The sequence below is a fragment of the Pseudaestuariivita atlantica genome (assembly GCF_001205715.1).
Classification (GTDB): domain Bacteria; phylum Pseudomonadota; class Alphaproteobacteria; order Rhodobacterales; family Rhodobacteraceae; genus Pseudaestuariivita; species Pseudaestuariivita atlantica.
This window is the reverse complement of sequence record NZ_AQQZ01000002.1, coordinates 426475-446880: the sequence shown is the minus strand read 5'-3', so window position 1 is coordinate 446880 and position 20406 is coordinate 426475. Positions and strand designations below refer to the sequence as shown.

20 protein-coding genes are annotated in these 20406 nt (G+C 69.3%); 8 read left to right on the top strand and 12 right to left on the bottom strand.

From position 1 onward, the window contains the following. Window positions 1-60: 60 nt before the first annotated feature. Entirely contained in the window at window positions 61-1350 is a 1290-nt protein-coding gene (locus ATO11_RS05685) for an aspartate aminotransferase family protein (RefSeq protein WP_082176171.1), read from the top strand. Between the two features lie 4 nt (window positions 1351-1354). Here ATO11_RS05685 and ATO11_RS05680 read toward each other — a convergent pair whose 3' ends face one another. Both ATO11_RS05680 and ATO11_RS05675 read right to left on the bottom strand, forming a co-directional pair. Then, window positions 1355-2221, bottom strand: a complete 867-nt coding sequence (locus ATO11_RS05680) for a DMT family transporter (protein WP_050529855.1) — start codon at window positions 2219-2221, stop codon at window positions 1355-1357. Between the two features lie 91 nt (window positions 2222-2312). Then, window positions 2313-3341, bottom strand: a complete 1029-nt coding sequence (locus ATO11_RS05675; protein ID WP_050530053.1) for an NAD(P)/FAD-dependent oxidoreductase — start codon at window positions 3339-3341, stop codon at window positions 2313-2315. Between the two features lie 34 nt (window positions 3342-3375). Here ATO11_RS05675 and mnmC2 point away from each other — a divergent pair, with 34 nt between their 5' ends. Both mnmC2 and ATO11_RS05665 read left to right on the top strand, forming a co-directional pair. After that, window positions 3376-4056, top strand: a complete 681-nt coding sequence (gene mnmC2 / locus ATO11_RS05670) for a tRNA (5-methylaminomethyl-2-thiouridine)(34)-methyltransferase MnmC2 (protein WP_050529854.1) — start codon at window positions 3376-3378, stop codon at window positions 4054-4056. Continuing rightward, a complete protein-coding gene (locus ATO11_RS05665; RefSeq protein ID WP_278044285.1) occupies window positions 4053-4922 on the top strand; it encodes a DMT family transporter in 870 nt (289 codons plus the stop codon). Before mnmC2 ends, ATO11_RS05665 begins: the two co-directional genes overlap by 4 nt. A 6-nt stretch (window positions 4923-4928) precedes the next feature. Here ATO11_RS05665 and ATO11_RS05660 read toward each other — a convergent pair whose 3' ends face one another. Beyond that, window positions 4929-7016 carry a lytic transglycosylase domain-containing protein gene (locus tag ATO11_RS05660; RefSeq protein ID WP_242601362.1) on the bottom strand — a complete coding sequence of 696 codons (2088 nt, stop codon included), beginning with the start codon at window positions 7014-7016 and terminating at the stop codon, window positions 4929-4931. A gap of 128 nt (window positions 7017-7144) precedes the next feature. On the opposite strand from ATO11_RS05660, the gene dapA reads away from it, so the two are divergent. Next, window positions 7145-8017, top strand: coding sequence for a 4-hydroxy-tetrahydrodipicolinate synthase (gene dapA / locus ATO11_RS05655; RefSeq protein ID WP_050529853.1), 873 nt, complete (start codon window positions 7145-7147; stop codon window positions 8015-8017). Between the two features lie 87 nt (window positions 8018-8104). Here the strand turns inward: dapA and ATO11_RS05650 are convergent, their stop codons facing one another. The 7 genes from ATO11_RS05650 to ATO11_RS05620 all read right to left on the bottom strand — a co-directional run bounded on the left by ATO11_RS05650 (window position 8105) and on the right by ATO11_RS05620 (window position 16666). Then, a complete protein-coding gene (locus ATO11_RS05650; protein WP_050529852.1) occupies window positions 8105-9424 on the bottom strand; it encodes a M16 family metallopeptidase in 1320 nt (439 codons plus the stop codon). Then, a complete protein-coding gene (locus ATO11_RS05645; protein ID WP_050529851.1) occupies window positions 9421-10746 on the bottom strand; it encodes a M16 family metallopeptidase in 1326 nt (441 codons plus the stop codon). The genes ATO11_RS05650 and ATO11_RS05645 overlap by 4 nt, the downstream gene beginning before the upstream one ends. Window positions 10747-10872: 126 nt before the next feature. Continuing rightward, window positions 10873-11388 carry a DUF3035 domain-containing protein gene (locus tag ATO11_RS05640; RefSeq protein ID WP_050529850.1) on the bottom strand — a complete coding sequence of 172 codons (516 nt, stop codon included), beginning with the start codon at window positions 11386-11388 and terminating at the stop codon, window positions 10873-10875. Between the two features lie 52 nt (window positions 11389-11440). Continuing rightward, a complete protein-coding gene (gene lspA, locus ATO11_RS05635) occupies window positions 11441-11914 on the bottom strand; it encodes a signal peptidase II (protein WP_050529849.1) in 474 nt (157 codons plus the stop codon). Window positions 11915-11924: 10 nt separating this feature from the next. Beyond that, entirely contained in the window at window positions 11925-13508 is a 1584-nt protein-coding gene (purH, locus tag ATO11_RS05630) for a bifunctional phosphoribosylaminoimidazolecarboxamide formyltransferase/IMP cyclohydrolase (protein WP_050530050.1), read from the bottom strand. A 29-nt stretch (window positions 13509-13537) separates the two neighbouring features. Then, window positions 13538-15286 (bottom strand): heparinase II/III family protein, encoded by a 1749-nt coding sequence (locus tag ATO11_RS05625; RefSeq protein ID WP_050529848.1) that lies wholly within the window; start codon window positions 15284-15286, stop codon window positions 13538-13540. Between the two features lie 126 nt (window positions 15287-15412). Further along, window positions 15413-16666 carry an RsmB/NOP family class I SAM-dependent RNA methyltransferase gene (locus ATO11_RS05620; RefSeq protein WP_050529847.1) on the bottom strand — a complete coding sequence of 418 codons (1254 nt, stop codon included), beginning with the start codon at window positions 16664-16666 and terminating at the stop codon, window positions 15413-15415. Window positions 16667-16728: 62 nt separating this feature from the next. On the opposite strand from ATO11_RS05620, the gene ATO11_RS05615 reads away from it, so the two are divergent. Continuing rightward, window positions 16729-16941: a DUF1674 domain-containing protein gene (locus ATO11_RS05615; protein ID WP_082176168.1), complete on the top strand. Its 213-nt coding sequence runs from the start codon at window positions 16729-16731 to the stop codon at window positions 16939-16941. 6 nt (window positions 16942-16947) lie between these two features. Here ATO11_RS05615 and ATO11_RS05610 read toward each other — a convergent pair whose 3' ends face one another. Together ATO11_RS05610 and dapB are read right to left on the bottom strand one after the other, a co-directional pair. Continuing rightward, window positions 16948-17316 (bottom strand): hypothetical protein, encoded by a 369-nt coding sequence (locus tag ATO11_RS05610; protein WP_050529846.1) that lies wholly within the window; start codon window positions 17314-17316, stop codon window positions 16948-16950. A 78-nt stretch (window positions 17317-17394) separates the two neighbouring features. Next, window positions 17395-18207 (bottom strand): 4-hydroxy-tetrahydrodipicolinate reductase, encoded by an 813-nt coding sequence (gene dapB / locus ATO11_RS05605; protein WP_050529845.1) that lies wholly within the window; start codon window positions 18205-18207, stop codon window positions 17395-17397. A 50-nt stretch (window positions 18208-18257) separates the two neighbouring features. Here dapB and rbfA point away from each other — a divergent pair, with 50 nt between their 5' ends. The 3 genes from rbfA to truB are packed head-to-tail and all read left to right on the top strand — an operon-like array spanning window position 18258 to window position 20397. Next, window positions 18258-18674: a 30S ribosome-binding factor RbfA gene (gene rbfA, locus ATO11_RS05600; protein WP_050529844.1), complete on the top strand. Its 417-nt coding sequence runs from the start codon at window positions 18258-18260 to the stop codon at window positions 18672-18674. A gap of 4 nt (window positions 18675-18678) precedes the next feature. Then, window positions 18679-19437, top strand: a complete 759-nt coding sequence (locus ATO11_RS05595; protein WP_050529843.1) for a phosphodiester glycosidase family protein — start codon at window positions 18679-18681, stop codon at window positions 19435-19437. A gap of 51 nt (window positions 19438-19488) precedes the next feature. Beyond that, on the top strand, window positions 19489-20397 hold the full coding sequence (truB, locus tag ATO11_RS05590; RefSeq protein ID WP_050529842.1) for a tRNA pseudouridine(55) synthase TruB: 909 nt from the start codon (window positions 19489-19491) through the stop codon (window positions 20395-20397). The last annotated feature ends 9 nt before the right edge of the window (window positions 20398-20406 follow it).

Below are 20406 nucleotides of genomic sequence, written 5' to 3'. Positions count from 1 at the left end.
GTCCTTCTTCTCTTTCCAAATATGTAAATCCTCCCATCCGCCACCTCGAAAGCCGCCTCCATGCAGACCCTGACCTCGCAAGCCGACTGGATCACCCGCGCCTCCGCCGCGCTTCCCGCCGCAGGCTTCGGCAATTTCGACCCCGGCATCGTGATCGACCGGGGTGAAGGCGCCCATGTCTGGGACGCGGACGGCACCCGCTACATCGACTACCTCATCGGCTCCGGCCCCATGCTTCTGGGCCATGGCCACCCCGAGGTGATGGAGGCCGTGCTGCAGCAATTGCCCCGCGGCATGACCTTCTTCGCCAACAACTCCGCCGGCATCGAACTGGCCGAGGCGATCATCGATGCCGTGCCCTGCGCCGAACAGGTCCGCTATGTCACCAGCGGGGGCGAGGCCGACATGTACGCCATGCGCCTCGCCCGCGCGGCGACGGGCCGCGACAAGATCGTGAAATTCGAAGGCGGCTATCACGGCATGTCGGCCGAGGCGCAGATGTCGCTCGCCCCCGACCGTCGGGTGAACTTCCCGCAGGCCGTGCCCGACAGCGCCGGCGTGCCCGAGGCCGTCCGCGCCGAAATGCTGATCGCGCCCTTCAACGACCTCGCCTACCTCGACAGCCTGCTAACCGAGTATACGGGCCACGTCGCGGGCCTGATCGTCGAACCCCTGCAACGGGTCATCCCGCCCGCGCCGGGCTTCCTGCAAGGCGTGCGCGATCTGTGCACCAAGCACGGCGTCGTCCTGATCTTCGACGAGATCGTCACCGGTTTCCGCCTCGCCTATGGTGGCGCGCAGGCGCATTACGGCGTCACGCCCGACCTCTGCACGCTGGGCAAGATCACCGGCGGCGGCTTCCCCCTTGCCGCCATCGCCGGGCGGCGCGACCTGATGGACCATTTCGACAAGTCGATCGTCGGGGCCGACCGCTGGCTGATGCAACTGGGCACCCTGTCGGGCAACCCCGTCGCCTCGGTCGCGGGGCTGAAGACGATGGAGGTGCTCCGCCGCGACGGCCAGTACGCCCGTCTGCGCGCCACCGGCGAGCGGCTGATGCAGATGCAGACCGACGCGCTTGCCGCCCACGGCATCCCGCACCGGATCGTCGGCGACGCGACGCTGTTCGACGTGGTGTTCGTGGATCGCGACGTGCGCGATTACCGCGACTGGCACGGCCATGACCGCGCCCGCAACGCGATCTGGAACGACACGCTGCGCGCCCACGGCATCTTCAAAAGCCCCGGCAAGATGTATCCAAGCCTCGCCCTGTCCGAAGAGGACCTCGCCCGCACCGGGGCCGCCGTGGCAAAGGCCGCGCGCGCCGTGGCCGGGGCCGTGGCGAACTGAGCAGTCAACGCCGTCGCGCCAGCACCTCGCTCGTCGCCCCCGCCGCGATCAGCAGCGAGCCCACGGCATGTGGCCACCCGAACGGCTCCCCCGCGAACAGGGCGCTGGTGATGACGCCCGACGCGATCTCGGCCGTCAGCAGGAAACTCAACAGGCCCGGCGGCACCCACCGCGCGGCGAGCACGGTCAGCACCATCAGCGGCGTGATATAGACGACACCGGTCAGCAGGCTCAGACCCACGGGCAGGGGCGGCATCCCGTCCGGCGCACCCGCGCGCAACAGCGCCAGCGCGACCGCCACCGCCAGACCGGCGGCACAGGTCACTGCCGTCAGGCCCGCCGTGTTCCGCTCTCCCGAACCGAAGACCAGCGCGGACCCGACCGCCCATGCCATGCCCGACACCAGCGCCAGCCCGTCACCGGGCCGCAGCCCCGCCTCGGGCGTGGCACCCGTCAGGACGAGGATGCCGCCGAAGGACAGGACCAGCGCCACGGTCGACACCCATGTCCAGCGCAGCCCCATGAACACCCGTTCGAGGATCTTCGACCAGACCGGCGCGAGGTAGAAGATCAGCAGGACGCGCACCACCTCGCCCTCGGCCAGCGCGGCGGAATAGGTCATCATCGCCGTGCCCATGCCGCAGGCCCCCAGCACGCCGCGCCCGCTGATCCGCACCGGTCCCCGGATCAGCCAGACCGGCACCGCCAGTACCAACGCACCCGCGATCAGCAGCGGGCCCGACCAGATGCCCGGCACGCCCAGCGTTTCGATGAACCGGATCGGCGCCCACCAGACACCCCACATCACCGCCGAGATCACCGCGACCCACGTGGCATTCGCTTCAAGCCTGTCGGTAAGGCGGGCCAGCATCCCTGCGCGCTCCATGTCTCTGCGGCTCTCGGGCCCGGTGCCCGCAGCCTTGCCCGCGCGCGGGGCATGACGCAATCCCGAAATCCGGGCGTCAGGCGACGGGACGCGGCCTGAACGCTTCGGGCACGCGGTCCACGCCGTCGAGGATCAGGTTGGCGAGGACCTCGGCGCATAGCGGCGCCATCCCGAACCCGATCTTGAACCCGCCATTGGCGATGAAGCGGCCCTTTTGGACGGGATGCGCCCCGATCAGCGGCGCGCGGGACTTCGCGCGGGGCCGCACGCCGGCCCACCTTGCGACGACCTTGGCACCCGCCAGCGCCGGCACCGCCTCCCGCGCCGCCGCGATGACCGCGTCAAGCTGTTCGTCCGTCGCCTCCGCATCGTCGTAATCGCGTTCCGAGGTCGACCCGACCGCCACCGTCCCGTCATCATGCGGCACGACATGCGCGCCTCCGACGAACAGCTGCGGTGCGTGCCGCGCATCATGCGCCAACAAGGCTGCCTGCCCCTTCACGCCCGCGCCCTCGGCCCGCCCGGTCTCTGCCGACAGCGCCTGCAGGCCCGCGACCCCCGTCGCCTCCACCACCGCGCCGGCCAGCGCGCCCTCGGTCACCACTTCTCCGCCCGCCGCTTCGATCGCCGCGGCCAGCGCAAGACAGGCCCTCCGGGGATGCAACCGCGCGGTCAGCGTGTCGTGCACCCACAGCCCCGTGGGCGAGAGCGGCGCGAATTCGCCGGGCGCGTCGGTCACGCACCACGCCGCCTCCCCCCGCCACAACCGCGCGGCACCGTCGGCGCGGGCGCGGGCGAGGTCGACGGCGGCGGCATCGGCCAGCGGTTGCACCCGCCCGGTCCGCGCATATCCCGGATCACGCCCGCCCGTCCGGGCGACCTCGGCCCACCAACACCCGGCCATCAACAGGCTGTCCAGCTGGAAGGCTTTCTTGTCGTTCCAGTTCTCGGGCACATGCGGCGCCAGCGCGCCCACGATCCCACCCGACGCACCCGCCGCCACGCCGTGGGGGTCGATCACGCGCACCCGCGCGCCGCGCCGCGCGCAGGCCCACGCGACCGAAAGGCCCGCAACCCCCGCTCCCTTCACCGTGACATCGACCATTGCGCCCGCCTCCACTTTGGGCGAACCCTCTGCCATGACCGGGACCGAAGCACCAGAACCGCTCGAATGGCGCGCGCGCGACGCGGGCGGCGCGGTGCCCGTGTCCCGCCGCTTTGACGACCCGTATTACTCGCTCGACGACGGGCTGGCTGAAACCCGGCACACCTTCCTTGACGGCAATTCCCTGCGCGACCGCCTGCAGGACGGGTTTCACGTCGCCGAACTGGGCTTCGGCACCGGCCTCAACCTGCTCGCCCTCATGGCGCTCTGGGAGGGGATGGACGCGCCGGGTCAAATCCGCTTCACCACGTTCGAGGCGCACGCCCTCGACCCCGCGACCATGGCGCGCGCGCAAGCGGCCTTCCCTGCACTTGCCCCGCAGGCAGAGGCCCTGCGCCCGCACCTCGCATCCCCCCGGTTCGAAACCGCCACGCTCCGCTTCGAGCGGATCGACGGCGACGCCCGCGAAACGCTGCCAGCGTGGGACGGCAAGGCGGATGCTTGGTTCCTCGACGGGTTCTCCCCCGCCAAGAACCCGCAGATGTGGGAGGCGGACCTGATGCGTGCCGTCGCCCGCCACACCGCGCCCGGCGGCACGGCGGCGACCTATACCGCCGCGGGCCACGTGCGCCGCGCGCTGGCCGAGGCCGGTTTCACCGTCACCCGCCAACCGGGTTACGGGCGCAAGCGCCACATGACGGTGGCGCGGCTGTGAGCGCGCCGCAGAACACGCAGGCCGGGATCGCGCTGATGGTGCTGACCTCGCTGGTCTTCGCGTTTCAGGACGGCATCTCCCGCCACCTCGCGGAAACCTACAACACGCCGATGGTCGTCACGATCCGCTACTGGTTCTTCGCGGCCTTCGTCGTGGCGCTGTCGGCGCGCCACGCGGGCGGGCTGGCGCGGGTCATCCGCGCGCGGCGGCCGGGGATCCAGATCCTGCGCGGCCTGATACTCGCGGTCGAGATCAACGTGATGGTCTTCGCCTTCACCAAGCTCGGACTGGTCGAGGCGCACGCGATTTTCGCCGCCTATCCCCTTCTGGTCGCCGCCCTGTCGGGGCCGGTGCTAGGCGAGTTCGTGGGCTGGCGGCGCTGGCTCGCCATCGCGGCAGGGTTCGCGGGTATGCTCGTCATCCTGCAACCCGGCAGCGGCGTCTTCTCCCCGTGGTCGCTGATCCCGGTCGTCTCCGCCACGCTTTTTGCGCTCTACAACCTGCTCACCCGCCTCGCCAACCGCACCGACAGCGCGGCGACGGCGTTCTTCTATACCGGCACCGTGGGCGCGCTGGCGATGACGCCGCTGGGCCTGTGGCTGTGGGAGCCGATGGCGGCGTCCGACTGGGTGTGGATGGGGGCGCTGTGCCTCACCGGGGCGGGCGGGCACTGGCTTCTGATCAAGGCGCTCGACCTGGCCGAGGCCAGCGTGCTGCAGCCCTTCGCCTACCTGCAAATGGTGTTCGGGGCCTGCGTCGGCCTTCTGGCCTTCAACGAGAACCTGCGCCCCGCTCTGGTCGCGGGCGCGGTCATCATCGTCGCGGCGGGCCTCTTCACATGGTGGCGCGAGCGCCGCTCGGCCTGATCCGACCTATTGCTCCAGCGGCAGCAGCGTCGAGCCCACCAGTTCCTTGGAAAACGGCACCGGATGCGGGTCCTTGCCCAGCCGCGCGCGGTAGACCGGCAGGCTTTCGGCCACCCGCATGACGTAGTTGCGGGTCTCGTTGAAGGGGATCATCTCGATCCAGTCGACCACGTCGATGGCACCCTTTCGCGGGTCGCCGAACCGCTCCATCCAGCGCACCGGGCGACCCGGCCCGGCATTGTAGCCCGCCGCCATCATCACGACATTGCCGTCGAACCGCTCCGCCAGCCCGCGCAGATAGGCCGCGCCCAGCGTCGCGTTGTACCTCGGATCGCTCAGCAGCCTGTCCCGGCCATAAGGCAGGCCAAGGTCGCGGCTCACGTCACGCGCCGTGCCCGGCATCAACTGCATCAGCCCCCGCGCCCCCGCGCCCGACACCACCACCGGGTCGAACTCGCTTTCGCGCCGGGAAATGGCGAGGACCAGCTCCGTGGGCACCGGGTGCACGTGCTCGGCCACCGGGTGCAGCGCGTAATAGGGGCCGGGCACTTCCAGCCCGGCCTGCGCCGCGCGCTTGCCCAGCATCACCTGGATATGCGGGCGTTCCAGCGCCATCAGCAGGTCACCCAGCTGGCCCACGCCCGTCCGGTCCAGCCGCTCCGACAGGTGCGTGAAGAACCGCTCCGACAGGTCAAGATCATCGGCGGCCAGCAACAGCACCGCCGCCTTGAAGACGCTCAACTGGCGGAACTCCGCGTCGCGCCATGACGGGAAGGTCTCGTCCCCGGCAAGGCGCGGATCGTGCGGCAGCCCCGCCTTTTCCGCGGCCAGCAGCCCGTAGAACGAGGTCTGGTACGCCCCGCCCTCCGTATAGGCCGCCATGGCCCCGGCGGTGTCGCCCATCGCCTCCAGCGCGCGACCGCGCCAGTATCCCGCGCGTCCCTTGGAAATGGGCGAGGTCACGTTGGCATCGAGCCTTTCGAAATGGCCCAGCGCGCGCGCCGGTTCCCCCAGCCGCAGCGACAGGTAGCCCGCCAGCCATTCGAGATCGGAATAGGCGGTGCCGTCGACAAGATGATGCGGCGCGGCCAGCGCGTAGGCCTCGGCGAACCGGCCCGACCGCATCTCTTCGCGCACCAGTTGCCGCCGCCGGCCCGCCCAGGCCGACGGCTCGCCCAGCGCGGCGGCGTTTTCCGACGCCTCGCGCATCAGCGCCAGCGCCTCGTCGCGCCGCCCCTTGGCCAGCATCCATTCAAAGCGCGCATGGCGCAGGCCGGGGCTTGACCGCAGGACCTCGGGCACGGCCTCGAACTTCTCAGCAACGTCGCCCGCGCGGTCGGCATAGGCCAGCCGCGCCTCGGCCACCGCGCGCACTTCGTCACCCACCAGTGGCAGCATCCGCCGGGCGGAAATCTTGGCCCCCTGCCACAGCATCGCGTCCAGCCGCGCCGCGTGGTGCGGGGCAAGCGCCTCGCCGTAGGCTTCGAGGTAATCGGCCTGCAACGCGCCGGTCATGGGATAGCTGCGCCAGCCCGCGATCGCGCTCAACCGCGCCTCCTCGGCGTCCTGCACCCGCGCCAGCGCCAGCGCGCCCGCCGCGCTTTGCGGGGGCATCCCGGCAAAGAAGGTGCGCACCTCCAGTTCGGAGGCCGTCAGGAAGGAAGGTTCGGACTTGCGCCGCAGGTACGGCAGACCCGGCCAGTCGGGATTGCGGCGCAAAAACAGCAGCACCTCGGTCGGCGTGCCCAGCCCCTCGCGCAACCGGTGCCATTCCACGATGTCCTGTGCGATCGGCCCGTCCCCGGCGGCGGCGGCGCGTGCGGCGCCCCACGCGCCCGCGCGCACGAAATCCATGGCCAGCGCCAGCGGCCTTCGGGGGGTGAACAGTTCGTCCTCGCTCACCCCGCGCCGGGCCGCGGCGTCGGCGCGCGACAGGGGGCGCGGCGGCAGCGGCGCCGCCGTCTCCCCGGCCTCGGCCACGGCCAGCCGGTCGTCCCTTGCGACGGGGCGCAGCGAACTGTCCTGCGCGGACAGCGGCACCGCGCTCAGCGCGGTGAGGGCACACGCCAGACTGGCGCGTATGATCGCTTGCATTGGCGGCAACGTTCCGACTACACGACCCAAACATATCGTGCTGGCCGGGGCATTCAATTCACTCCCGCGTCAGCCAGCAGACTTCCGGCACTTCTGCGCCGGTAAGCCAGACGACAAGGAGCGTGCACATGTTCAAAGGATCCCTTCCTGCCCTGGTCACGCCGTTCAAGAACGGCGACGTCGACGTGGACGCGCTGAAAAAGCTGGTGAACTGGCACATCGCCGAAGGCTCGAACGGGCTGGTCCCCGTCGGCACCACGGGCGAAAGCCCCACGCTCAGCCATGACGAACACGACATGGTCGTCGACATCGTCGTCAAGGAAGCCGCCGGCCGCGTGCCGGTGATCGCCGGGGCCGGGTCGAATTCGACCGCCGAATCGATCCGCCTCGCCGCCCATGCGAAAGAGGCCGGTGCCGATGCCGCGCTGGTCGTCACGCCCTATTACAACAAGCCCACGCAGGCCGGGTTGATCGCGCATTTCACCGCGATCAACGACGCGGTCGACATCCCCGTCATCATCTACAACATCCCGCCCCGGTCGGTGGTGGACATGTCGCCCGCGACGATGGGCACACTGGCCAAGCTGCCGAACATCATCGGCGTGAAGGACGCGACCGGCGATCTCAGCCGCGTGCCGCAACAGCGCATCACCTGCGGCACCGATTTCGTCCAGCTTTCGGGCGAGGACGCGACCGCGCTCGGCTTCAACGCCCATGGCGGCGTCGGCTGCATCTCGGTCACCGCCAACGTCGCGCCCAAGCTCTGTGCCGAATTCCAGGCGGCGACGCTCAAGGGCGACTACGACACCGCGCTCGAACTGCTCGACCGGCTGATGCCGCTGCATATCGCGATCTTCACCGAGCCGGGCCTGATCGGCGCGAAATACGGGATGAGCGTTCTGGGCCTTTGCTCGGACGAGGTTCGCCTGCCCCATGTCGGCCTGACCGACGGCACCAAGCGCAAGATCGAGGACGCGATGAAGCACGCGGGCCTCACCTGACGCCACCGGGCGCCGCGCCCCACGAATGACAAAGGCCCCGCCTGTCACGCAGGCGGGGCCTTTCCTTGTCCGGTACCGCGCGCGGCGCTACTGGATCGGGATCGCGTCCTCCAGCCCCTCGGGCTGGCCCACGACCACGAAGGTCAACTCGTCCGGCCGCATCAGCCGCTGCGCGACGCGCAGCACGTCTTCCCGCGTGACCGCCTCGATCTTGGCATTGCGGGTGACGACGTAATCGGGCGACAGCCCCTCCATCTGCATGCCGACGAGGATGTTGGCGATGGTGCCGTTGCCGTCGAACCGCAGGGGATAGCCGCCCGTCAGGTAGGTCTTGGCGCGGGCCAGTTCGTCCTCGGTCACGCCCTCCTGCCGCATCCGGACCCACTCGTTCTGGATCACCTCGATCGCCTGCGCGATGCGGTTGTTGGCCGAAGCCACCTGCCCAAGGTACAGCGCCGCGTGATCCTTGGGCACAAGGTAGGACCCGACCCCGTAGGTCAGCCCGCGCTTTTCGCGGACCTCGTCCATCAGCCGGCTTTCGAATCCGCCACCGCCAAGGATGACGTTGAGGATATAGGCCGCGAAGAAATCCGGATCGTCGCGTTCGAACCCTTCGTGGCCGAAGATCGCAACCGATTGTGGCACGTCGTAGGGCACGACGTGGATGCCCCCGTCAAGGTTCACCGGCGCGGGCCCCGGCTGGGGAAGACCGGTCTCGGGCAACCCTTCGACCAGCCGGTCGAGGATCAGGCCAAGCTCTTCGGCGGTGATGTCACCCACGGCGCTGGCATAGACCCGGTCGCGGGCGATCGCCCCTTGATGCGCCGCGACGATGTCGTCGCGCGTCAGGGCGGCCACCGAGTCCAGCGTGCCGTCGGAATCCGTGGCATAGGGATGATCGCCGAAGGCCAGCGCGTCAAAGGCCGCGCCCGCGATGTCGTTGGGATCGGTCAATTCGCTGCGGATGTTGCTTTCCACCTGCCCGCGCACCCGGTCTATGGACTCCTGGTCAAACCGCGGCTCGACGATGGACTTGCGGAACAACTCCACCGCCTCGTCCCGGTTCTCGGTCAGCATCCGCGCCGAGATGGCGATGCTGTCGTCGTAGACGTCGTAATCGAACGAGGCCGCCAGTTCCTCCGCCGCGCGGGCGAAGTCGCGCGCGTCCATCTCGCCCGTCCCTTCCTCCAGAAGGCCCACCATCAGGTTGGTGGCGCCGCGCTTGCCGGGCAGGTCCAGCGACGCGCCGCCCTTGAACCGCAACTCGATGGCGACGAAGGGGATCGAGTGCTCCTCGACCAGCCACGCGTCGATCCCGCCGGGGGACGTGATCTCCTGTATCTTGATCTCGGCCTCGGCCGCCACCGCGGCCAGACCCAACATGCATGCAAGCGCCAGCCGGATCATTGGCTCACCTCCGTCTCTTCACCCATCAGGAACCCGGTCACCGCGCGTTCCCGCACGAAGACCCTCTCGGCCGCCGCCATGATTTCCTCTGCCGTGATGGATTGCAGGATGTCGGGCCATGCCGCCACGTCCTCCACCGTCAGGCCCGAGGTCAGCGCCCGCCCGAACAGGTTCGCCAGATCGCCCACGTCGTCGCGGGCATAGATTTCCGCAGCCTTCAGCTGCCGCTTGATGCGGGCCAGCTGGTCCGGGTCCACGCCTTCTTCCATGAACTCGGCAATGGCACCGTCCATGGCCGCCTCCGCCTCGTCGAGGCTGACACCCGGCACCGGCACCATGATCGTCGAGAAGGTCGTGTCATCCAGACGCGTCGGCGCGTGCCACGCCGAGGCATAGACCGCCTGCTTGCTTTCGAATTGCAGCTTCTCCGCCAGCACCGAGGTCTGGCCGCCGCCAAGGATCTCGCCCAGCAGGTACAGCGCCCCGGCCTCTCGCTGGTCGCCCGGATCGCGTTCGGGCGCCAGGTAGCTGCGCAGGACGTAAGGCTGCGCGACGCGCGGGTCGCGGAAGGTCATCCGCCGTTCGGATGTCTGCGGCGGCTCCTGCGCGCGGTCGCGCGGCAGCACGTCGGGGTTGGCGGGGATCGGCTCGTAATGGGTCTTGGCGAGTTCCAGCACCTCGTCCGGTTCCACGTCGCCCGCCACCACGAGGATCGCGTTGTTGGGCGAATAATAGAGGTCGTAGAAATCCATCACCTCGTCCATGTCGAGCGTGACCATCTCGTGCCGCCAGCCGATCACCGGGACGCCGTAGCGGTGGTTGAGGTACTGCGCCGCCATGCGCTGTTCGCGGAACAGCGCGCCGGGATCGTTCTCGGTCCGCTGGTTGCGCTCCTCGATGATGACTTCCCGCTCGGTCAGGATGTCTTCCTCGGTCAGGCGGATATTGACCATGCGGTCGGCTTCCATCTGCATCATCAGGCCCAGACGGTCGGCCGCGACGCGCTGGAAATAGGCAGTGTAGTCGAAGCTGGTAAAGGCGTTGTCCGACCCGCCATTGGCGGCCACGACGCGGCTGAACTCGCCCGCTTCCATCTTGTCAGTGGCCTTGAACAGCAGGTGTTCGAGGAAATGCGCGACGCCTGATGCGCCCGCCGGCTCATCCGCCGATCCGGCGCGGTACCACACCATGTGCACGACCACGGGCGCGCGGTGATCCTCGATCACCACCACGTCCATCCCGTTGTCCAGCGTGAACGTGGTGACCTGATCCAGGATGTCGGCGCGGGCGGCGCTTGCCACCACCGCGACCAGGCATACCATGACTTGGGCAATGCGGCGCATCTGCTCCTCCTCGCAATTCGGGTTTCCGAAAGGTACGACCTTCGCGCGCGCTTTCAAGCGCGTTGACGAAGACGTGTGCAGCGGGGCCACGGGCGCCCCGCCGGCTTACTGCTGGGGCGGCACCGTGGGCGTGCGCACGCCCGCGCGGCGGAAGCGCAGAATCTCGGCCGCGGCATCAAGGATGAACCGGCGATACGCCTTGCGGTACTCGTCATCGCGCACAAGCTTGACGTTGAACAGCTTGGCGCGCTTCAGGAACGCCTCGTCCTCGGCCTTCAGCGTGGCGCGGATGTTGGGTGCCACGCCGAACCGGCCCGCCTGCGCGATCAGCGCGCTGTCGGATGCCGGCACGCCGGTCGCGTTCAGCGCCGCGCGGTTGCCGCCCAGCACTTCGACCGCGTTGCCAAGCGGCTGCGGATCGGTCCGGTTGGCCTGCCCCGGCGTCGGCTGCGGCAGGGATTGCGCGCGGATGTCGTCGGGGATTTCAAGAGGCTCCTTCGGCACGATGCCGAATTCCTCGGGCGTCCCGTCCGAGATGAACTTGTTCAGCCTGTAATTGTCGCCGCCACAGGCCGCGAGGACCAGCGCGGAGACCAGCAGAAGGATACATGCCCGGGCCATTTTGCCCCCTCGTTTCGTATTGGCGCGACAGTAACGGGTTTTGCGGACCGCGTCACCCGGCTCTTTTGTCTGCTCCGCCGGTGAAGATGACAAGCCCGATTGCACCGGCAAAGACCGCGATATCGGCCACGTTGAACGCATAGGGGTTGTCGATCCCGCAGCATGACATGTTCAGGAAATCGGCGACCGCTCCGTACAGGACGCGGTCCACCACGTTGCCCAGCGCCCCGCCGATCAGCAGGCCGCCCGCGATCAGCCCGGTCCGGCCCGGCGGGTCGCGCCACATCCAGTAGGCCACCAGCCCGACGATCGCCAGCGCCAGAACGATCAGGATCCACGCGCTGTTCTCCGCGTTCGAGAAGAGGCCGAAATTGATCCCGTAATTCCACGCCATGCGCAGGTTCAGAAGCGGCGGCAGCACGTCGATGGACCCGACCTCCTTGAGGTTCATCGCGTGCACCACGACATACTTGGTCACCTGGTCCAGCAGGAAGGTACAGAACGCGGTCCAGATCACCACACGCATCACGGGTCTCCTAGTGCCGGAAATGGCGCATGCCGGTGAACACCATGGCAAGGCCCGCCTCGTCCGCCGCCGCGATCACGTCGGCATCGCGCATCGACCCGCCCGGCTGGATCACCGCCGTCGCGCCCGCCTCGGCCGCCGCCATCAGCCCGTCGGCGAAGGGAAAGAACGCGTCCGACGCCACGACAGAGCCCTTGATCAGCGGCGCATCGAGGCCCAGCGCCTCGGCCATGTCCGCCGATTTGCGCGCCGCGATGCGGGCGCTGTCGACGCGGCTCATCTGGCCCGCGCCCACGCCCACCGTGGCGCCGTCGCGGACATAGACGATGGCGTTCGACTTGACGTGCTTGGCCACCGTCCACGCGAACCGCATGTCGGCCATCTCCTGCTCGGACGGCGCGCGTTTGGTGACGACCTTCAGCGCGTCGGGGTCGATCCGCCCGTTGTCGCGGTCCTGCACCAGATAGCCGCCCGCCACCTGTTTCAGCATCCGTCCCGCCTCTGCCGGGTCGGCCAGCGCTTCGGTCGTCAAAAGCCGCAGGTTCTTCTTCGCGGCAAACACCTCCCGCGCCGCTTCAGTCGCGCCGGGAGCGATGACGACCTCGGTGAAGATGCCGGTGATCGCCTGCGCGGTCTCCTCGTCCAACTCGCGATTCAGCGCGATGATCCCGCCAAACGCGCTGACGCGGTCGCAGTCGAAGGCGCGGGCATAGGCCTCGGCCAGTGTCGCGCCCTGTGCCACGCCACAGGGGTTGGCATGCTTCACGATCACGCAGGCCGGATCGCCGCCCGCGAACTCGCTGACCAGCTCGAACGCGGCATCCGTGTCGTTGATGTTGTTGTAGGACAGCTCCTTGCCCTGGTGCTGCGTGGCTGTCGCCACGCCCGGACGGTCCGACCCGTCGACGTAGAAGGCCGCCGACTGGTGCGGGTTCTCGCCATAGCGCAGGCTTTGCGCCAGCGTGCCGGCCACGGCGCGGCGGCGCGGCGTCTCCTCGCCGATGGCACCCGCCATCCACGTGCTGACCGCCGCGTCATAGGCCGCCGTGCGCGCATAGGCGCGCTGCGCCATCGTCTGGCGGAAGGCGCGCGTGGTGCCGCCGCGCGCGTCCAGTTGCTTCAGCAGCGCGGGGTAATCCTCCACGTCGACCACCACGGTCACGTAGCCGTGGTTCTTGGCCGCCGCGCGGATCATCGCCGGGCCGCCGATGTCGATGTTCTCGACACAGGCCGCGTAATCGCCGCCCGCCGCCACCGTCGCCTCGAACGGGTAGAGGTTCACCACCAGCAGGTCGATCCCGCCGATCCCGTGTTCCTCCATCGCCGCCGCGTGCGAAGGCTCGTCCCGCAGCGCCAGAAGCCCGCCATGCACCGCCGGATGCAGCGTCTTGACCCGGCCATCCATCATCTCGGGGAAGCCGGTCAGGTCCGCCACGTCCCGCACCTCCAGCCCCGCGACGCGCAGCGCCTTGGCCGATCCGCCGGTCGACACCAGCTCGATCCCCCGTTCCGCCAGCGCGCGGCCCAGCTCGGCAAGGCCGGTCTTGTCGGAGACGGAGATGAGGGCGCGTTTGACGGGCGCGAGGTCGGGCATGGTGGAGGTCATGGGCAGGCTGGATCCGTTCAGGCTATGAGTTCAGCGTCATCCCGGTAGAGATCGCGGATGCCCTGCGCGCTGTCCTGCGCCTTGGCAAGCGACCACCGGATGCGCGTCGCATACTCCACCGCGCGACCGGACAAAACCACCTGTTTGGTCGCACGCGGCCTCAATCGCCCCTTTTCAAGGTAGACGGACGGCTCCAGCGTCATTTCGCAACGCCCCTCGTGGCGGAATACCCAGACCTCGCCCGATTTCAGCATCATCGACACCGCGCTGCCGCCAAGGTCGATTTCCGCCTCAACGTCGGGGTGCAGGTGGAACCTTGCGGCCCACGCGATGCCTTCCAGTCGCGTCGCGTCAAGGGCCGCGTCGAAGATGCGCTTGTCACCGTCTTCCATGACCAGCAGCAGGTCCTCGCCCACCAGCCCGCGCCCGTCATGCGTCAGTTCGAGGATGCGCGCATGGGTCAGGCCATGCGTGGCGACGTACCCGTCATGCCCGCCCTCGAACCGCGACCCGTCCACTGCCTGGCTGATCTGCACGGGCACGTGACGCGGCACGTCTTCCAGCGCCTCCAGCCGCGCGCCCGCGATAATGCCGGGGGCCCCCAGCCGCGCGCTGGAATAGCCGTCCAGCGCCAGCGCCGTGTGCGACGGCGTCGCGCGGCCCGCCCTCCGCCATTCCTCGCCAAAGGACGCGCCCGACCCGCAGTTCACGAGGATCGGACGACGGCCCGACGTGACCTCCATCGCCAACGTCGAGGCATGGGCGTTGTGCGAGGCGCGACCCGTGGGCGGCGGCGCCGCGTCCACGATGATCGAGGTGCGGCCCGCCGACAGCCGGGCAAACCCCATCGCCAGCCCATCGACCTGTCGCTTGCGCACGCCCGACGCCGCCAGCGCCATGTCGAGCCGCCCGTCAAGCCCCCGCCCGCCGCCGTGGAACCGCGCCAGGCTGCCATCGGAATGGCGCAGCGTGCGCAGCGTCGGGGCGATCCGACCGATCGCGGCGCGCATCTCCTCCAGCGGATCGTGCCCGCTTTCGATCAGCGCGGCCTCGGCCCATGTCAGCAGCGTGAAGACCTCCAGCAATTCCTCGGGATTGCGGGTGGGGATGCCGCCCTGCGCATTGACCTGCCTACGACATTCCTCAGCAAGCGCCCGGCGCGCGGGCGCGATGTGCCGCTCCATGCCCGTCAGCGACAGGCCCGCGTACAGAAGACCCGTCAACGCCTCGAACCGGGCGATGCCCGGCGGCGCGGCGCTCCACCGGCGACCGAGGAACAGCGCGTGCCTTCCCAGCACCCGGAAGAACATGTGCGAGCCTTCCGACTCGATCCCACGCAACAAAAAAAGCGCATGGTGGATCAGCCGGATCAGCCGCCGCCCGGCCAGTTCCGGCGTCCATCCCGGCCCGCGCCCGGCGCCATAGGCATCCATCCAGCCCCACAGCCACCGCTGCGCAAGATGCCGCGCGCCCGCGTCACCCACCGCCGCGAGGTCATCGAGCCATGTGAAGCCGTGCACCTCCTCGACGAAGGCATCGTGCGGCATGGGCAGGTCCCACAGCATCGCGTCCTTGGCTTCGATCAGGTGACCCGCGAACATCAGGTTGCCCGCCATCAGCTGCCGCCCGCGCGCGAAATGCCCGGTCGAGCGCGGCTCGGGCTGCGACACGAACCCGGTCGCGGGCCGCGCGAAACCGGCCATCCGAGCGAATACCCGGTTGAACGCCCGTGTCCGCCGCGCGGACCAGGAAGGTCGCTGTGTCATGTCGATGCGCCTCGACTGCCTCTGCCGCGCGGCGTGATCCGCGCGTTATCGTTGCCTTTACTCTATACCAGAACCGCGCGCATGTCATGCCCGGCGAAAACGCGCCGACGGGTTTTCGCCGACCGTTCAGCCCGCCGCCTTCTTCACCGCCGCGATGAAAAATCCGTCGATCCCGCCACGCCCGGCCCAGTGGTCGGGTCGCAGGCGCAATCCGCAGGCATCGGTGCGCCACGCCTCTTCGATCCCCGGCTGGTCAAGCGCCGCCGGATCGGGCCGCAACACGGGATGACGGGCCAGCGCCTCCTCGATCTGCACCTCGCCCTCGTCCGGCAGAAGCGAGCAGGTGCAGAACACCATCCGCCCGCCCGGTTTCAGCAGGTCGACCGCCCGGTCGATCATCCGCGCCTGCAACTCGAACAGGCCCATGAACTCGGACCCGTCCTTGGCATAGGGCAGGTCGGGATGCCGTCGCATCGTGCCGGTCGCCGAACAGGGCGCATCCAGCAGGATCGCGTCGTAGCTGCCTTCGTGCTCCAGCGCGTCCCCGATGACGCATCGCGCCGTCAGACCGGTGCGGGCAAGGTTCTCCTCCACCCGCGCCATGCGCCGTTCCGAGATATCGAGCGCCGTCACCTCCGCCCCGGCATCGGCCAGTTGCAGCGTCTTGCCCCCCGGTGCCGCGCACATGTCCAGCACCGCCTCCCCCGGCTTTGCGCCAAGGATGCGTGCGGGCAACGCGGCGGCGGCGTCCTGCACCCACCACGTGCCTTCTTCGTATCCCGGCAGGGCGCTGATCTGCCCCGGCGCGGCAAGGCGGATCGACCCGGTGGGCAAAAGCTCTCCCTCGGGCAGCACGCCCGCCCCCGCCTTCGGGGTGATGTCGACGGGCGGTGGTTCGGCCTGAACAGCCTCCATCGTTCGCACCGCGTCGCGCCCCCAGGCCGCCAGAAGCGGCCCGCGCAGCCAGTCGGGCATGCGCGGTGTCGGCGCGGCCTCCCACGCGGCGGGCCCTTCGGCGGCGACCTTGCGCAGAACCGCGTTCACCAGCCCCTTCATCGGCGCGCTTTTCTTGTGCAGCGCGGCGATGGCCACGCAATCGTTCACCACGCCATGCGCATCGCCGCCGGTGCACAGTTCGAACGCGCCCAGCCGCAGGATCGCCATGACGCGCGGCACGGGCGGCTTGCGCAGGTAGGGGTTCAGCACGTGATCGGCGCGCGGCAGCCCGCGCAGGGTGCCCGTCGCAAGCCGCAGGGCGCGGGCGCGGTCGGGCGGGGCAAGGCGGCTGTCGCCCTCGACCTCGCTCAAGAGGCGTCCCTCGCCCAGAACCTGCCACAACAGATGCGATGCGGCCCGCCGTGCCGGTGTGATCTGCGCCATTCCGTCTCCCACGCTGCCCGTGGCCTTGTGCCTAGGGCTGCGCGCGCCCTATATCACCACGCATGACCGAGCAACCCGCAGACCTGTCCCCCGAAGAAGAGGCCCGCCGCGCCGCGCTGCCCGAAGCGGCCCGGCGCGCGCTGGCCGAAGCCGATGCTCGGCGCGCGGCGGGGCTTGCCGATCCCGACCTGCCGACCGAGTTGGGAGGCCGAGACGGCCCCGAACCCGTCCGTTACGGAGATTGGGAGAAAAAGGGGCTGGCGATCGATTTCTGACCGCGCCTAGCGCAGGTCGAAATCCGCCGACCGGCCCGCGCCCCGGTCGCTGGTGAACCGGATCGTGTCACCGCCCAGGTCGACGCGCTGGCAGTTGTAGGGAAATTCCCGCTCTCCCCAGAACAGCGTGCGGCAGAAGAACCCGCCCTGCCACGTCCAGTCGCCCTTGACCGGGCGCCCGACGGCCTTGCCGCGGATCTTGCCATCACCCGACACCTGCAGGCGGATGCCGTAAAGCGGGATCGCCAGCGTCTTGCCCGCCACCGCCGTGACGAAGCCCGACCGCGAGTCAAGCTTGGCAAGTTCGGCCGCCGCCATCGCTGGCAGCATGGCAGTCAGACAGGCCGCAAGGCCCAGTCGGAGCGTGGTGAACATGGCAGTGACCCCTCACGTGGCGGTACCTTGGATACGTCCCGTACCGCCAAAAGGTTCACTTTTTGCCAAAAGCGGCGCTCAGCGCAGGCCGAGCACGTCCACCATGTCGTACTGGCCGGGCGGCTGGGATTGCCCCCAGATCGCCGCCTTCACCGCCCCGCGGGCAAAGATCGCGCGGTCGGTCGCCACGTGGCGCAGCACGATCCGCTCTCCGGGTGCTGCGAACAGGACGTCGTGTTCGCCCACGATGTCGCCACCCCGGATCGCGGAAAATCCGATGTCGCCGCGCTTGCGCGCACCGGTGATCCCGTCGCGGCCCCGGTCGGCCACGTCGCCCAGCGCCACGCCGCGCCCCTCGGCGGCGGCCTCGCCCAGCATCAGCGCGGTGCCCGACGGCGCGTCGACCTTGTGGTGGTGATGCGCCTCGATTACCTCGATGTCGAAATCCTCGTCCAGCGCCGCCGCGACCCGCTTGGTCAGCTGCACCAGCAGGTTGACGCCCAGCGACATGTTGCCAGCGCGGATGATCGGCGCGTGGCGCGCGCAGGGCTCCAGCGCGGCGATGTCGTCCTCTGTCATGCCGGTGGTGCCGATCACGTGCACCGCCCGCGCCTGCGCGGCCAGCTTCGCGAAGGCGACGGTGGCGGCGGGCGCGGTGAAATCGATGATCGCCTGCGCCTTGGCAAAGGCCTCAAGCGGGTCGTCCGTCACGGTCACGCCGATACCGGCACCACCCATCGCCTCGCCCACATCCTGACCGACCCATTCATGCCCCTCGCGTTCCACCGCGCCGACAAGGGCGACGCCCGGCGCCTCCGCCACGGTTTTCATCAGCATCTGGCCCATCCGCCCCGATGCCCCGGTCACCACGATCCCCGTACGCTCCGTCATGCCGCCTCTCCCGCTTGGCAAGCCCCGTCCGACCGCCTATGTGCGATCGCATGGCAAAGAACAAGTTCCATGATGGCCCCGGACCCAGCCAGCGGCAACTGCGCGTCGGCGAAGTGATCCGCCGCACGCTGAGCGAAGTGCTGGCCCGCGGCGACATCCATGACCCCGACCTGAACCGCCTGTCGATCACCGTGGCCGAGGTGCGCTGCTCCCCCGACCTGAAGATCGCGACCGCCTACGTCATGCCGCTGGGCGGCGATCACGGGGAAGAGGCAATCGGCTACCTTGCCCGCAACAAGGCCGAGCTGCGCCGGATCGTCGGCAAGAAAACCGGGCTCAAGTTTGCCCCCGATCTGCGCTTCCGCCTCGACGAGACGTTCGACCAGATGGATGCCGCCCGTGCGCTGTTCGCGCAGGAGGTCGTGCGCCGCGACGTGGGCACCACCGATCCCGACGCCGAGGATTAGGGCCATGGCCGCGCTGCACGCCCGCCTCTGCGCGGCGCTGCTGGTGCTTCTGGCCGCCGCCGCGCCCGCATGGGCCGTGACCTGCGAGGACACCCGCGTCGACGGCAACCGCTACACGATCTGCCGTGTCGACCTCGATGCGGACGACTTGCGCCTCTTCCTCTCCGACGCGGACGGCACGCCTTACGGCCACTTCTCGACCCTCGACCGCGCGCTGGCGCGGCAGGGAGAGCAACTCGCCTTCGCCATGAATGCCGGCATGTACCACGAGGACCGCGCGCCGGTGGGCCATTACATCGAGGACGGGGTCGAGCGGATGCGCGTGATCGCCGGACCCGGCCCCGGCAATTTCGGATTGGTCCCGAACGGCGTGCTGTGCCTGCGACCGGGCCGGGCGGACGTGTTCGATACCTCGCGCTACCTGACCGAACGGCCCCGCTGCACCCATGCCACCCAGTCCGGCCCGATGCTGGTGATCGACGGCAAGTTGCACCCGCGCTTCCTGCCCGACAGCACGTCCCGCAACATCCGCAACGGCGTCGGCACCTCCGCCGATGGCCGCACGGCGTGGTTCGCCATCTCGAACCACGGGGTCACGTTTTACGACTTCGCGCGGCTCTTCCGCGATACGCTGGGCGTGCCGAATGCACTGTTTCTCGACGGCTCCATCTCGCGCCTCTACGCGCCGATGCTCGACCGCGACGACAGTGGGCGGCGCATGGGGCCGATCGTCGGCGTCGTGGCACCGCGCGCGGGTGATTGACGCAGGCAGGGACAGGCGATACCTCCGCCACTCGCTGAACAAGGGGGCAACATGGGCAGAACGCGCAAGGGCCGCGCCATCTCGGGCTGGTTGGTGATCGACAAGCCCGCGGGCCTCACCTCCACCGCCATCGTCAACAAGGTCCGCTGGGCGATGAACGCGCAGAAGGCGGGCCATGCGGGCACGCTCGACCCGGCGGCAACAGGCGTTCTGGCCGTAGCACTGGGCGAGGCCACGAAAACCGTGCCCTACATCACCGACGCGCTGAAATGCTACACCTTCACGGTGCGGCTGGGGCAGGCCACGAACACCGACGATGCCGAGGGCGAGGTGATCGCCGAAAGCCCCAACCGCCCCACCGACGACCAGATCAAGGATGCGCTTGGCGCCTTCGTGGGCGAGATCCAGCAGGTCCCGCCCAAGTTCTCCGCCGTCAAGATCGACGGCCAGCGCGCCTACAAGCTCGCCCGCGACGGCGAGGATGTGCAGATCGCCGCCCGCCCGCTCTGGGTCGAGGAACTGGTGATGACCGACCGCCCCGACCCCGATCACGTCACGCTGGAAATGACCTGCGGCAAGGGCGGATACGTCCGCTCCATCGCCCGCGATCTGGGAGAGGCGCTAGGCTGTTACGGCCATGTCCGCGACTTGCGCCGCGTCTGGTCGGGCCCGTTCGACGCCGCCGATGGCCTGACTTTCGTCCAGTTGGAGGCGCTGGCGCGCGATCCCGCGCTCGACACGCATCTGCGCCCGCTCGAAGACGGGCTGACCGACCTGCCCCGCGTGATCTGCCCCGACGCCTCGGTCACGCGGCTGCGCAACGGCAACCCGGCGATGGTGATCGCGGACGGCGTGGAGTACGGCGAAACCGCCTGGGCCGCGCACCAGGGACAGGCCGTGGCCGTCGGCACCTACAAAGCGGGGGAGCTACACCCCGCCCGCGTCTTCGCCGCGCACTAGGCGCGGACC

Bases quoted from the DNA above. Each gene is read 5' to 3' on its own strand.
- rbfA (WP_050529844.1), top strand. From the start codon at position 18,258: ATGGCAAAGAACAAGTTCCATGATGGCCCCGGACCCAGCCAGCGGCAA.
- ATO11_RS05645 (WP_050529851.1), bottom strand. From the start codon at position 10,746: ATGGTATGCCTGGTCGCGGTGGTGGCAAGCGCCGCCCGCGCCGACATC.
- ATO11_RS05625 (WP_050529848.1), bottom strand. From the start codon at position 15,286: ATGACACAGCGACCTTCCTGGTCCGCGCGGCGGACACGGGCGTTCAAC.
- ATO11_RS05620 (WP_050529847.1), bottom strand. From the start codon at position 16,666: ATGGCGCAGATCACACCGGCACGGCGGGCCGCATCGCATCTGTTGTGG.
- ATO11_RS05680 (WP_050529855.1), bottom strand. From the start codon at position 2,221: ATGCTGGCCCGCCTTACCGACAGGCTTGAAGCGAATGCCACGTGGGTC.
- purH (WP_050530050.1), bottom strand. From the start codon at position 13,508: ATGCCCGACCTCGCGCCCGTCAAACGCGCCCTCATCTCCGTCTCCGAC.
- dapA (WP_050529853.1), top strand. From the start codon at position 7,145: ATGTTCAAAGGATCCCTTCCTGCCCTGGTCACGCCGTTCAAGAACGGC.
- ATO11_RS05640 (WP_050529850.1), bottom strand. From the start codon at position 11,388: ATGGCCCGGGCATGTATCCTTCTGCTGGTCTCCGCGCTGGTCCTCGCG.
- ATO11_RS05615 (WP_082176168.1), top strand. From the start codon at position 16,729: ATGACCGAGCAACCCGCAGACCTGTCCCCCGAAGAAGAGGCCCGCCGC.
- ATO11_RS05675 (WP_050530053.1), bottom strand. From the start codon at position 3,341: ATGGTCGATGTCACGGTGAAGGGAGCGGGGGTTGCGGGCCTTTCGGTC.
- dapB (WP_050529845.1), bottom strand. From the start codon at position 18,207: ATGACGGAGCGTACGGGGATCGTGGTGACCGGGGCATCGGGGCGGATG.
- ATO11_RS05595 (WP_050529843.1), top strand. From the start codon at position 18,679: ATGGCCGCGCTGCACGCCCGCCTCTGCGCGGCGCTGCTGGTGCTTCTG.
- ATO11_RS05660 (WP_242601362.1), bottom strand. From the start codon at position 7,016: ATGCAAGCGATCATACGCGCCAGTCTGGCGTGTGCCCTCACCGCGCTG.
- ATO11_RS05650 (WP_050529852.1), bottom strand. From the start codon at position 9,424: ATGATCCGGCTGGCGCTTGCATGCATGTTGGGTCTGGCCGCGGTGGCG.
- truB (WP_050529842.1), top strand. From the start codon at position 19,489: ATGGGCAGAACGCGCAAGGGCCGCGCCATCTCGGGCTGGTTGGTGATC.
- lspA (WP_050529849.1), bottom strand. From the start codon at position 11,914: ATGCGTGTGGTGATCTGGACCGCGTTCTGTACCTTCCTGCTGGACCAG.
- ATO11_RS05610 (WP_050529846.1), bottom strand. From the start codon at position 17,316: ATGTTCACCACGCTCCGACTGGGCCTTGCGGCCTGTCTGACTGCCATG.
- mnmC2 (WP_050529854.1), top strand. From the start codon at position 3,376: ATGACCGGGACCGAAGCACCAGAACCGCTCGAATGGCGCGCGCGCGAC.
- ATO11_RS05685 (WP_082176171.1), top strand. From the start codon at position 61: ATGCAGACCCTGACCTCGCAAGCCGACTGGATCACCCGCGCCTCCGCC.